This window comes from Thermoanaerobacter thermocopriae JCM 7501 (assembly GCF_001310975.1).
Taxonomy (GTDB): Bacteria; Bacillota; Thermoanaerobacteria; order Thermoanaerobacterales; family Thermoanaerobacteraceae; genus Thermoanaerobacter; species Thermoanaerobacter thermocopriae.
Map to the genome: position 1 here is coordinate 1 of NZ_BAZY01000047.1, position 12,000 is coordinate 12,000.

Here is a 12,000-nt window from a genome sequence, read left to right on the forward strand (position 1 = left end):
CCGGCCCCGTGGTCAAGTGGTTAAGACACCGCCCTTTCACGGCGGCAACATGGGTTCGAATCCCGTCGGGGTCACCAAGTGAATATGGGCCTTTAGCTCAGCTGGCAGAGCGGTCGGCTCATAACCGATTGGTCCGGGGTTCAAATCCCTGAAGGCCCACCATTTAAAAATTAAATAGTAGTGCGGCCCAATAGCTCAGTTGGTTAGAGCGCAGCCTGTCACGCTGGAGGTCGAGGGTTCAAGTCCCTTTTGGGTCGCCATTTATAGTAGTATGCCTCGATAGCTCAGTTGGTAGAGCAAGGGACTGAAAATCCCTGTGTCAGTGGTTCGATTCCACTTCGAGGCACCATAATTTTTTTTAAGGTTTTTTAATTATTGCTGGCATAGCTCAGTGGTAGAGCAGTTGATTCGTAATCAACAGGTCGTGGGTTCGAATCCCACTGCCAGCTCCAGCTCATAAATTAGATACTGTAAAAGGGGAGTGAGTCTGAATCAATCAGCCGTCATAACGGCTTTACACAGCTGATTGAACAAAAAATGTGAGTGAGACCAGTCAGAAAAGGACAAGCAGGGGCAGCTGGATGCTAAAATTTTACATAGAAATTATTTACATATTTTTGCATTAAAATAATTGCATAAAAGCCCTTTACAAATAGGGGCCTATATGATAAAATAAGGTACGTGGCTTTTATTAAAACTTTTAAGACGAAATTTTTATTATATTAAAAATGTGGAGGGATACCCAAGTGGCCAAAGGGGGCAGACTGTAAATCTGTTGGCTGACGCCTTCGATGGTTCGAATCCATCTCCCTCCACCATATGACCCATTAGCTCAGGAGGTAGAGCACCTGCCTTTTAAGCAGGGTGTCCCGCGTTCGAGTCGCGGATGGGTCACCAGCCATAAAAACGGTTATCTTTTGAGATAGCTGTTTTTTTATTATTTGCAAAATTTTTGGCTCAATAGGAATATCTGCTATAATGATAACGTAACCATATAGTAAAGGTAAAGTAGTGATTTTACTATGGCGATGATAGGTTAAGACGAATTTTTTTTTCTAAATAATGAAGGAATTTCTATGATTATGTAGAATATATACATAGGAGTAATCTTCTGGGGTGTTCATAAATGGATAAGGAAGAATATTTAAATTTATTAGAAAAGAAACATAACGTTTACTATAATGTATACAGGGACTATAAATTAAGCGGTAAATTTCTGGATCTATATGCAGAGTTTCATATGAGGAATGAAAGATATTTTTTGATGGGTGTGCTGGATGCATACGAGACTCATGAATACAGGTTTGTAAAATATTATAAAAATTTGAAGATTGAGGATGCAGCAGAGTTTGGTGCATGGTTGCAAGAGCAGGTTGAAATTCTCGTTAAACCTCATTCGGAGCATATGTGTACTATATTAACCGGAGTAATGGTAACTGATAGAAGTATCGACCGGGTTGTAGAAAGATTTATTAAAAATTACAGGTATATAAGATACTTCACATTTGGAGTAAAAGGGTGGGGAGAAATAAAACTTCTAGGCGTTGATATTGCTTCCAATAGGGTGGTGGCAAACAGGAAGGGAAGAGAGGTGATAAGGGATTTTATTATTTCTACGCCAAAGCCCAATTATAAATAAAAAGGAGGTAACATATAAATGAGTGCGATAATTTTACTGGTAAGTGCTATTATTCTTTTTATAGTTGCTTATATTTTTTACGGCGGCTGGCTTGCAAAACAGTGGGGTTTGAAGCCAGACAATAATACTCCTGCACACACTATGTATGATGGTGTGGACTATGTTCCTGCAAAGGCACCTATCCTTTGGGGCATCACTTTGCATCTATAGCCGGTGCTGGTCCTATAAACGGACCTATACAAGCTGCTATATTTGGATGGGTGCCAGCAACTCTCTGGATTCTTTTAGGCGGCATATTTATAGGTGGAGTCCATGATTTTGGTTCACTTCTTGCATCATTAAGGCATAAAAGCAAATCCATAGGTGATATTATACAAGCAAATGTTGGTTTGACAGCAAAAAGATTGTTTCTTTTGTTTTCGTGGTCGACACTGGTACTTATAGTTGCAGCCTTTACTAACATAGTAGCTGATACTTTTGTTGCTACACCACAGGCAGCCACTGCTTCACTGCTTTTTATACCATTGGCTGTTATATTTGGATTTACTGTATACAGAAGGAATGCACCACTTAGCTTGAGCACTGCGTTGGGTGTGGCGGTTTTGGCATTATGTATATGGATAGGGTATGTAGCTCCGTTTTCATTATCTAAAACTACATGGATAATTATCCTTGCTGTCTATATAGTGGCTGCATCAGTTATGCCTGTATGGATACTCCTGCAGCCAAGGGATTACTTAAATTCTTTCCTTCTCTATGGAATGATGATTGGTGGTGCTGTTGGTATACTTCTTTATAACCCAAAGATTCAACTTCCAGCGTTTACAAGTTTAAAGGTTGGTACAGAGTATCTATTTCCGATACTATTTATTACCATAGCATGTGGTGCTATATCCGGTTTCCACTCATTGGTGGCTTCTGGTACCACAGCAAAACAGTTGAATAAAGAAGGAGATGCTAAGTTAATAGGTTATGGTTCTATGCTTATAGAGAGCACATTAGCTATAATTTCTATAATTACCGCAGCGTATCTTACTCAAGATAAGTTTGCAGAGCTTATTAAATTCGGCCCGACCAATGTATTTGCTGAGGCTTAGGTACTTTTATGGCCAGTTTTGGCATAAATCAGGTTGTTGGAAAGACCTTTGCTGCCCTCGCAGTTTCTGCATTTGCCATGACCACGCTAGATACAGCTACAAGGCTCGCTAGGTTTGCTTTCCAGGAGTTTTTTGAAAATATAACGGAAGCTGGAGAGGTAGTAGCATCTTCTAATCCTGTGGCGAAATTCTTTAGTAACAGGTATGTGGCGTCTGTAATCACTGTGATTATTTCTATTGTACTTGCATTTACAAGCTGGAAGCCATATGCCTATATTTGGTGCGGCTAACCAGCTCCTTGCAGCGGTAGCATTACTGGCAGTAGCTGCATGGCTTGCTAATGCAGGTAGAAACAATAAAATGCTCATTATTCCTATGATATTTATGTTTATAGTTACTTTAACAGCGCTTGTATTTTTGGTTCGATCTAATATTGCTTCTGGTAATTATATACTGGTGTTATTTGCTGTTTTGCTGTTTGTCTTGGCTATATTATTAATACTTCAAACATATGGAGTACTTACAGGAAAAAACAGAAAAGAGGGAGTAGCAAGATAAATAAAAATTCGACAGAAGGTAGAAATTCTTTTAAAAATATGATGGCAAACTTGATTGAATACTTAGTAGCTTATATACAGAATTATATGGATACCATTTAATTAATCTTTGAGTAACTGAAGATAGGTGCTATTTTTCCGCCCTTTGTTCCTTTAATTAAGATAGGATTGGGGCGGATATTTTTTGGTACAAGGCTTTTGAAAAGTTACAGTATACGATTAAAAAAACCTACGTAAAATGAAAGGTAAATACTCGATTGAATAATCAAAAATAATTTAATATAATGATATTATCCTTATTGTCTTTTTAAAATCAACATTAGATTTCTTAGCATTTCTAATTACGTTAATTGGGGTTAACATAATTGCTTAAGACTTTATTGAGTTTGAAAAATGAGGAGGCTAAAGCCTTATGTTAAAATTTTGGAACAAATTTTGGTGGCGATTGCCCACAAACTTCACAAAAGTAGTGTCTTTATTGGAAGCACTGCTGGCTTTATTTTTGGTTAGCGGGGTTGCAATTAGCTTTTTGGACCTTGTAGGATATTTAAAAATTATTATAAGTCATCCGCCTTCTCAAACTTATGAGATAATGAGGAGTTTTTTAGGTCATATACTTTTATTGGTAATCGGTCTTGAGTTGGTTGTGATGTTGGTCATGCACACTCCTTCAAGCTTGGTGGAAGTTCTTCTTTATGCTATAGCGCGAAAGATTATTATGGAGGCGAAAACCACCCTTGACGTGTTGATAGGTGTTGTGGCTTTAGGAGTGCTATTTTTACTTATCAAAACATATACTCCAGAAAAACTTTATGCAGAAAAAGGTGTTATAGTAAGTTCGAGTATGCCAATATGGGAAGTAAATGAGATAGCAAATGTAAATATTCCCGAAAATATGTCAGATACTATAGGAGAACTTGTATCACTTTTGGCAAACAGAGAAGGAAAAAACATAGCTATTGACCAAGTGTTTAGGATAAATGATGCAGAAATATCGATTTATTCTATGGAAGGTAAACTAGTAAGATCAGTTTTTGTCAAAAAAAACGAAAAAGCTAATGAGGGGCATTGCTGATTATGAGTTTTAGGGGAAACCGGTTTCAAAAAAGGTTTTATGGTATAATAGTATAAAATGCAAAAAGTGAATTGAAGGGAGTTTTTGACATGAAAATGAGAAAATTAACTCCTGAAGAGGAGAGGCTTTTAGAAAAGTTTGTGACAGATGTATATGGGCCTGTATATTTCATACATTCATTGCCGGAGTTTATCATTCCACCTATAAATTCGAAGGTAAGTAGAAGAGACACCAGTTGGAGGCTTAATATACTTGAGTCTTTGACAGATGGAGATTTAAACATAACTGACTACATACCCAAACACAATATACCTTTGGAAAAAGCAATACAAAAGGCGAAAGAATTTCACGAGAAGTGGGTGGAAAGGTTTGGACATTCTTCTATTGCTGAGCAGCATTTAATGCACCTGTGTGTGGAAGATGTTTCAAGGCTTTTGTCAGGGGATATTGAGCTTATGAACAGAAGACCTGCTTTTATAGAGTGGAGCCAAAGGTATCAAAAGCCTACAAGAGACAAAGTAGTGATACCACAAGAATTAGAAGAAAAGCCCGATTTGAAAGAGAAATTTTTAAAAGTTTGGAATACCTCCTATGATGCCTATGAAAGACTTGTAGAAATTTTGACGAAATATTTAGCTAGGGCAGAAGAGAAAAAAGAGGGGGAAAGTGAAGAAAGGTTTTACAATAGGATTAGTAAAATTGCATTTGAAGATGCGAGATATGCCCTTCTTTTAGCTACTAAGACAAGTTTTGCAGTAGCTTTAAATGCTTTAGATTTACAGGATATAGTGAGAAAGCTTTTCGCGCATCCTACTAAAGAGGCGAAGTTATTAGCCGAAAGAATAGTAGAACAAGGGGAAAAAATTGCACCGAGCATGTTACGGCATACAACTCCTACTGTTTATCAATTAAAAGTTCATGAGAGACTAAAAAATTTAGCAACTGTTGTAAAAGAAGATGAATCATCAAATTCAGATGAGGATGTCATTTTAATAGACTATACAGGGAAAGATAGCGAAGATTCTCCTGTAGACATTGTAATTATGCATATTTTGTTTACATATTCAGGTAAAAGTTTTGAAGCAGTAAAAAAAACAGTGAAGAATATGTCCGAAGAGGAAAAAAGAAAAATCCTGCAGCAGGCAGTCGAAGATATAGGGGAATTTGACCATTTAATAGAGGCATTTAAATCGGTCAGATTTAAATTTCAACTGAAGATAAGTGAAGCTAATTGGCATCAGCTTTTACGGCATAGAACTATTGTCTTTGATTACAGCGAACCGACAATTGAAAATGGTTTTGTTATTCCACCCAATATCGAAAAAGCTAATGCTTCCGAAATTTTAATAAGAGCGATAAAAGCTTCAGAGGAATTATTTATAGAATTAAAAGAAAAATTACCTGAAGTAAGTCCTTACTTAGTTACAAATGCACACAAACGGTTGGTTCTTATGAATGCGGATTTATGGGCTTTTGATCATTTTGCAAATTTGAGATGCACTAATGAAGCTCAGTGGGATATACGGAATGTTTCTTTTAAGATGCTTGATATGATTAAAAATGTAGCGCCCCAATTGACAACCTTTATGGCAAGGCGAAAAAAAGCTTAAAAGGTGGAGATGAAATCATGAAAACCTGTTTTAAAGAAATAAGTTTGCCAAAGCTTAATAATTTGACACCCTCACTGGAATCTACTGCCCTTAAATTAATGGAAGAAGCAGGGGAATTGGCACAAGCTATAGGAAAATTTAGAGGTTTAAACGGAGAAAATGTCACTTTAAGCGAAAAAGAGATAATGGGAAAAATTTCAGAGGAGCTTTTAGATGTTGCTCAAGTAGCAGTTTCAATGATGTTTGTATTGGAGGAAAAGTATAATATAAATATTGAAGAAAAACTTAAAGAACATATCGAAAAATTAAAAAGGAAAGGGTATATAAAATAAAATATGCAGAAAAACTCTGCATATTTTTTATTTTTGTGCGCATATTAAAAATGAAATCTAAGAAGGGAGGATAAATATGCAACTTTCAAACAAGGAGTTACTTTATTTGGATGATATTTTATCATTACAGCAAAACATGACAAAAACCTTAAACGATTATGCTACGAGATGTCAAGACCCACAACTTAAAGCTTTATGCCAAAATCTTGCTAATAGATGTCAAAACAATTTCAATTCTTTGCTAAAACATTTAAGTTAGGAGGAGTGTAAAAATATGTATGGAAATACGCAAATTAGTGACAAGGATATTATGATGAATGTACTGGGCTGTTACAAATTGGCAATAGATATGTTCAGCCATGCAGCAGTTGAGTCTGCAAATGAAAGCATAAGAAGAGAATATATCAATCTTTTAAATTCTACCTTAGAAGATCAAAGGACAGTTTGGAATGCTATAAATCAAAGAGGATGGTATCCTGTCAAGCCGGCTCCACCTCAGGATATACAAGAGGCAAGAAATAAATTTAGACAGCCAGTTGGATGATGTAAATATAAAAAGTTTGTGGTATAATAATGGAAGTAGTGTTTTTACTGCTTCCATTATTATATTTTACTTTATTTTCAAGGGAGGAGTGATTTTATTATGTACGATCTAATTATTTTAGGAGGAGGTCCTGCGGGACTTACTGCTGGATTGTATGCTGCAAGATCAAGGCTTAAAACGGTGCTTATTGAAAAAACTTATCTGGGAGGGCAAATAGTAAATACTTATCAGTTAGAAAATTACCCGGGTTATGAAGAGATAAGTGGTGCTGACCTTGTTGCCAAGATGGAGGCACAGGTAAGAAAGCACGGTCTTGAGATTGTTAATGAAGATGTTGAGAGTCTAGATATTACAGGAGATGTAAAGAAAGTTAAGACTTCTAATAAAACTTATGAAGCAAAAGCTATTATTTTAGCGATGGGTGCTACACCTAAAAAGTTAGGTGTTCCAAATGAGGATAGATTTATAGGGGCTGGTATTTCCTTCTGTGCTACCTGTGACGGAGCTTTTTACAGAGATGCTACAGTAGCAGTTATAGGGGGAGGAAATACAGCAGTAGAGGATGCATTATACCTTACTAAATTTGCGAAAAAAGTCTATATAATTCATAGAAGAAATGAACTTAGAGCTACAAAGATTGAACAGGAAAAAGCCTTCGCGAATGAAAAAATTGAGTTTATTTGGGATACTATAGTAGTCGATGTAGAAGGAGAATATGGAGTAGAAAGACTCAAACTTAAAAATGTTAAAACAGGTGAAGAAAGCACACTAAATGTAGATGGTGTCTTTGTGGCTATTGGATATGCTCCCAATACAGAATTGGTGAAAGGCATAGTAGACCTTGATAATTATGGATATATTATGACAGATGATGATATGAGAACCAATATACCTGGAGTTTTTGCAGCGGGAGACATAAGACACAAATCTTTAAGACAAGTTATAACGGCTGCTGGAGATGGCGCAACAGCAGCTTATGTAGCAGAAAAATACATAGACAGTTTAAAAAAATAGTCAGGATTTTTCCTGACTATTTTTCACTTTCTTCTTCATTTTCTTGCTTTTCTTCTTGTTCTTCATTTATTTCTTGTACTTCTTGGTTATAAGTTATTTCCTGTGAAGATGTAGGAATTATAATTCTTTGACCAGGATAAATCAAGTTAGGGTCTTTAATATCTGGATTTGCTTTTAATATAGCTTCTACTGTTGTGTTGAAAGTTTTTGCTATATTCCACAAAGTATCACCTGGTTTTACTATATAACTTTTCCTGACAGTGTAGGGGTAGTAATAGGAGGAGTTCCAAACAAGAGGGCATTCCATGTTACATTATCGACAATTCCTGTTACTGAAAGCCTCTGCTTTGCTGATATGCTTTTACGGCTTCTTCTGTTTTTCTTCCAAAGATACCATCAATAGGACCAGGGTCAAAGTACAAAGATTTTAGTCTTGCTTGCAAGCTTACTACAAAGGGGCTTCTATCTCCAATCTTTAGTGTGGGATATTCAATGGGTGGCGATGTGGAACAAGGAATTATCAATGTTTGCCCAGCGTATATCATATTTGGATTTAACAGATAGTTTGCTTTAATTAGCTCATCCAAAGATACGCCAAATTTTTGAGCTATAGTCCATAAAGTATCTCCTGGTTGTACAGTGTAATAGGTTGGACAAGGCTTTTGTAGGGGTGGTTGTGGAAACAGTGATGGTTGAGGTACTACTATTTTAACTCCAGGGATGAATAGTTTTTGACCCGGATAAATGGTATAAGGGTATGTTAGATTATTTATATAAATGATAGCTTCGTAAGGAACATTAAATTTTTGAGCAATAAGATATAGAGTATCTCCAGGTTGGACAGTATAATAACTTCCTTGTACTGGAATGATAAGCCTTTGTCCGGGATATATTAAAGATGGATTTATAATGTTGTTTCTTGTGATTATAGCGTCAACTGATGTGTTAAATTTTTTAGCAATTGAAAATAGTGTGTCTCCTGGTTGTACTACGTATGTGAATTCTAAGGTGACCATATTTTTTCCCCCTTTCTCTAATCATAATATGTGAGTTTTATTATTAAGTGACATATAAACTTTTTAGATGAATAATTTTTACTAAAAGATAAGGGGATGGGAATATGGTATTTAAGAGGTGGTTGATGTTTTTACTAATTGTAAGTTTAATAGTAGGGTTATATAGTTTTAAAAAAGGATATTATATAGCTGCTTTTAAAACTGTTCCAATAATGAACAAAGTTATTGTTATAGATGCAGGCCATGGGGGACATGACCCTGGGAAACCAGGAGAATATGGTAAAGATGAAGATGAGTTAAACCTTGAGATTGCTCAAAAGTTGAGGGAACTTATTGAAGAAAGTGGTGGTATTGTAGTGATGACAAGGGAAGACGACACTTTATTAGATAGTTCTCTTTCAAAGGATTTAAAAAACAGAGTGGTAAAAGCAAATGAAGTAGCAGCAGACGTTTTAATTAGTATTCATTTAAATAGCTTTAGTCAATCTAAATACAAAGGGGCACAGGTGTTTTATCAAAACAATTCTGAAAAAGGTAAACTATTAGCAGAACTTATTCAACAAGAGCTTAGAAATACGTTAGATCCTAATAACGACAGGATGGCTAAAAGTTCTAATAGTTATTATCTTTTACGAAACGCCAAAATGCCAGCAGTTATTGTGGAATGTGGTTTTATGACAAATCCTGAAGAAGAAAAACTTTTGAATGACGAAAATTATCAACATAAAATTGTTTGGGCAATATATAAAGGTTTAATACATTATTTTCAAAAAGTTTCAGAATAGCAAAATTTTTCACTTCATATGTTGTCCTGAAGTGATTTTTTTGTATACTAAAAATGAGAGAAGAAGTCATGAAGGGGGATAATATGGGGATAAGAACAGTACTTTTTGATTTAGATGGAACAATTATCGATACTAATGAGCTTATCATAGAATCTTTTAAATATACAATACAAAAGCACTTAGGGTATATTATACAACCAGAAGAGGTTACTCCTTACTTTGGAGAACCCCTTCAAATAACTTTAAAGAGATTTAGTCAAGATAAATGGGAATTAATGGTCGATACTTATAGACGGTATAATGAATTCAATCATGATAAATATACTAAAATAAGACAAGATGTGAAAGCAGCTCTTGAACTCATGTATAAAAATGGTATAAAAATGGGTATAGTTACATCTAAAAGGAGAGAATTGGCTGTAAGGGGATTAAAGCTTTTTGACTTGGAAAAGTATTTTAAGGTAATTGTAGCGTTAGAAGACACTGAAAGACACAAGCCGCATCCGGATCCAATTGTAAAAGCTTTGGAAGTGTTAAATGCTAATAAGGAAGAAACTTTAATGGTGGGAGACAGTCCTTATGACATCTTATGTGCATCTAATGCTGGTGTAAAAAGTGTGGCTGTTAAATGGACAATCTTGCCCTTTAATCTATTAGAAGAAGCAAAACCGGATTATGTTATAAATGATATGTGGGAAATTCTAAAAATAATTTGAATATACGATGGATTAAAAATGAATAATGTTAATATAGAAAAAATTATAGAGAATTTTATAAAAAAGTAATAATAGGAAAAAAGTTATTTAACTTGTGGCAATAGCTTTATAGATTTTCATATCTTTTTGGTGGGATCGGAAAAAAAATTAATAATTGGTAATAAGTTTTTGGTGATATACTATTACAAAAAATTGTAAATTATTTAGCTAAAAAGGGCTTAAAAAAGTCAGATACAGAAACTCCTTTGGAATATCAAACAAAAGTATTGGCAAATGGGTATATAGGTTTTGATAAAGTTACGCAGATATACAATGAAACAGTTTATGGAGGTAGAACACCCACAAGAAGAGGTAGGTTATCTAAAAGAATTTATAAAAGAGTTAAAGAAAAGGAGGCAGTTAAATCTAAAAAGAATATAAGCCTTATTAATAAATTTGACATAGGTTAGAGAACTAACATATAATAATATTTGGAAGGGAAGTATGCACCTGAAAGGGGTTTATTAAAATGATTTTAAGTTACAAGCCTGGTGCGAAGAGCAGAATCATGGTGTGCGTAACCCCACAAAAAAGTTGCCGCAGGCTTGTGGAAAGAGGTGCTGAAAGAGCAAAAGAAACTAATGGTGAATTTTGTGTTGTATACGTTAACAAAAACAACGACATCTCAAATGATTTAAAGCAAAACAGAGTATTGCTGGAGCTCTTTGATTTAGCACAAAAAATGGGTGGCACAGTTTCTATTTTGGTGGGCAAAAAAATTTCAAAAACGCTGGCGGAATTTGCAAAAGAAAACGATATAACTGAGATAATAGTAGGCAAGTCTTTAAGGTCTGCTCTAGATGTTATACTTCACGGAGATGTGATAAATCCTTTAAAGAAGGAAGTAGAAAAAAATAACATAAGAGTAGAAGTCATAGAATGACATATCTTTCTATGACTTCTCTCTGACTTTTATATGGTTTATTACTTTTTTTATTCCATTTACGCTTTGAGCTGCTTCAGTGGCCAATTCTTTTTCTTTTAAATTATCTACATATCCACTTAATGTTACTGTCCCATTGTTTGCTGTAATAACTAAATCAGGCAAACTTAGATCATAACGAGATAACTTTTGCACTACTAAATTTACAAGAGATACATCATCTATTTTATGTTCTTTGTTAAGTTCTAATTTGCTTATTACACTTTTGACACCCATGGCTTGGGCTGCTTGATTTATACTTTCCTTTTCTTGCTGTGCGTTATCAATTTTCCCATATAAAGTTACGATACCGTCAGTGACATCAACCCCTAATTCTCCTATTTCATCATAAAATTTAGAATTTTGAAGATTTCTTAAAACACCATGTTTTATATCTCTGTCTGTTATTTTGCTGTCTATTGCAATTGTGATATTATTTTCTACTTTTTGTACGCCATCCACGCTTTCTGCTATTTTTTGAGCGTGATTTTTTTCGGATAAGTTATCTACTATTCCGTACAAAGTTACACGACCGTTGCTACACCGAACATTTATATCTACCCCGAAAGATGCCATTTCTTTATCTAGTTTTTCTTTTATATTTTTTTCTATAATTTTATCTTTATTCATTTTCATCCTCCTTATTTTTTACTA

General features: G+C 34.9%; 14 protein-coding genes, 7 tRNA genes and 2 pseudogenes. 21 read left to right on the plus strand and 2 right to left on the minus strand.

Translation table 11 applies throughout. The features are described 5' to 3' along the window. The first annotated feature begins 2 nt into the window (after positions 1–2). The 17 genes and pseudogenes from JCM7501_RS11675 (at position 3) to trxB (ending at position 7,868) form a co-directional block, all read left to right on the plus strand. Positions 3–77: transfer RNA gene (locus tag JCM7501_RS11675), tRNA-Glu, on the plus strand. A gap of 9 nt (positions 78–86) precedes the next feature. Continuing rightward, a tRNA-Ile gene (locus JCM7501_RS11680) sits at positions 87–162 on the plus strand. 22 nt (positions 163–184) lie between these two features. Further along, positions 185–260 (plus strand) — tRNA-Asp (locus tag JCM7501_RS11685). Between the two features lie 13 nt (positions 261–273). After that, positions 274–349, plus strand: a tRNA-Phe gene (locus tag JCM7501_RS11690). Positions 350–377: 28 nt separating this feature from the next. Next, a tRNA-Thr gene (locus tag JCM7501_RS11695) sits at positions 378–452 on the plus strand. A 280-nt stretch (positions 453–732) separates the two neighbouring features. Next, positions 733–818: transfer RNA gene (locus JCM7501_RS11700), tRNA-Tyr, on the plus strand. Between the two features lie 3 nt (positions 819–821). Beyond that, a tRNA-Lys gene (locus tag JCM7501_RS11705) sits at positions 822–897 on the plus strand. 229 nt (positions 898–1,126) lie between these two features. Further along, the gene (locus tag JCM7501_RS11710; protein WP_028992431.1) at positions 1,127–1,639 is read left to right on the plus strand and encodes a hypothetical protein; all 513 of its coding nucleotides are present in this window, start codon (positions 1,127–1,129) and stop codon (positions 1,637–1,639) included. 18 nt (positions 1,640–1,657) lie between these two features. Next, a pseudogene (locus JCM7501_RS11715) lies at positions 1,658–2,736 on the plus strand (carbon starvation CstA family protein). An 8-nt stretch (positions 2,737–2,744) separates the two neighbouring features. Further along, entirely contained in the window at positions 2,745–3,026 is a 282-nt protein-coding gene (locus JCM7501_RS16775; RefSeq protein WP_457921095.1) for a carbon starvation CstA family protein, read from the plus strand. Beyond that, the gene (locus JCM7501_RS16780; protein WP_457921096.1) at positions 3,004–3,294 is read left to right on the plus strand and encodes a carbon starvation CstA family protein; all 291 of its coding nucleotides are present in this window, start codon (positions 3,004–3,006) and stop codon (positions 3,292–3,294) included. The genes JCM7501_RS16775 and JCM7501_RS16780 overlap by 23 nt, the downstream gene beginning before the upstream one ends. A 411-nt stretch (positions 3,295–3,705) precedes the next feature. After that, complete coding sequence (locus JCM7501_RS11720) at positions 3,706–4,368, plus strand: transporter associated domain-containing protein (RefSeq protein ID WP_013150789.1); 663 nt, start codon at positions 3,706–3,708, stop codon at positions 4,366–4,368. An 89-nt stretch (positions 4,369–4,457) separates the two neighbouring features. Further along, a complete protein-coding gene (locus JCM7501_RS11725; protein ID WP_013150788.1) occupies positions 4,458–5,978 on the plus strand; it encodes an FAD-dependent thymidylate synthase in 1,521 nt (506 codons plus the stop codon). Between the two features lie 17 nt (positions 5,979–5,995). Then, a complete protein-coding gene (locus JCM7501_RS11730; protein ID WP_012995876.1) occupies positions 5,996–6,310 on the plus strand; it encodes a MazG-like family protein in 315 nt (104 codons plus the stop codon). A 76-nt stretch (positions 6,311–6,386) separates the two neighbouring features. Then, positions 6,387–6,569 carry a spore coat protein gene (locus tag JCM7501_RS11735; protein WP_012995875.1) on the plus strand — a complete coding sequence of 61 codons (183 nt, stop codon included), beginning with the start codon at positions 6,387–6,389 and terminating at the stop codon, positions 6,567–6,569. Positions 6,570–6,584: 15 nt separating this feature from the next. Then, complete coding sequence (locus JCM7501_RS11740) at positions 6,585–6,854, plus strand: spore coat protein (protein WP_054644881.1); 270 nt, start codon at positions 6,585–6,587, stop codon at positions 6,852–6,854. A gap of 99 nt (positions 6,855–6,953) precedes the next feature. Beyond that, on the plus strand, positions 6,954–7,868 hold the full coding sequence (trxB, locus tag JCM7501_RS11745) for a thioredoxin-disulfide reductase (RefSeq protein ID WP_012995873.1): 915 nt from the start codon (positions 6,954–6,956) through the stop codon (positions 7,866–7,868). Between the two features lie 16 nt (positions 7,869–7,884). Here trxB and JCM7501_RS11750 read toward each other — a convergent pair. Further along, positions 7,885–8,884: pseudogene (locus JCM7501_RS11750) on the minus strand (LysM peptidoglycan-binding domain-containing protein). A gap of 104 nt (positions 8,885–8,988) precedes the next feature. Here JCM7501_RS11750 and cwlD point away from each other — a divergent pair. The 4 genes from cwlD to JCM7501_RS11770 all read left to right on the plus strand — a co-directional run bounded on the left by cwlD (position 8,989) and on the right by JCM7501_RS11770 (position 11,307). Further along, positions 8,989–9,669: an N-acetylmuramoyl-L-alanine amidase CwlD gene (cwlD, locus tag JCM7501_RS11755; protein WP_028992433.1), complete on the plus strand. Its 681-nt coding sequence runs from the start codon at positions 8,989–8,991 to the stop codon at positions 9,667–9,669. 83 nt (positions 9,670–9,752) lie between these two features. Then, the gene (gene ppaX, locus JCM7501_RS11760; RefSeq protein ID WP_028992434.1) at positions 9,753–10,385 is read left to right on the plus strand and encodes a pyrophosphatase PpaX; all 633 of its coding nucleotides are present in this window, start codon (positions 9,753–9,755) and stop codon (positions 10,383–10,385) included. A gap of 245 nt (positions 10,386–10,630) precedes the next feature. Continuing rightward, positions 10,631–10,834 (plus strand): hypothetical protein, encoded by a 204-nt coding sequence (locus JCM7501_RS12820; RefSeq protein ID WP_028992435.1) that lies wholly within the window; start codon positions 10,631–10,633, stop codon positions 10,832–10,834. 59 nt (positions 10,835–10,893) lie between these two features. Further along, positions 10,894–11,307 (plus strand): universal stress protein, encoded by a 414-nt coding sequence (locus JCM7501_RS11770; protein WP_013150784.1) that lies wholly within the window; start codon positions 10,894–10,896, stop codon positions 11,305–11,307. A gap of 9 nt (positions 11,308–11,316) precedes the next feature. Here the strand turns inward: JCM7501_RS11770 and JCM7501_RS11775 are convergent, their stop codons facing one another. Next, positions 11,317–11,976, minus strand: coding sequence for a BON domain-containing protein (locus tag JCM7501_RS11775; RefSeq protein WP_028992436.1), 660 nt, complete (start codon positions 11,974–11,976; stop codon positions 11,317–11,319). Positions 11,977–12,000 lie beyond the last annotated feature (24 nt).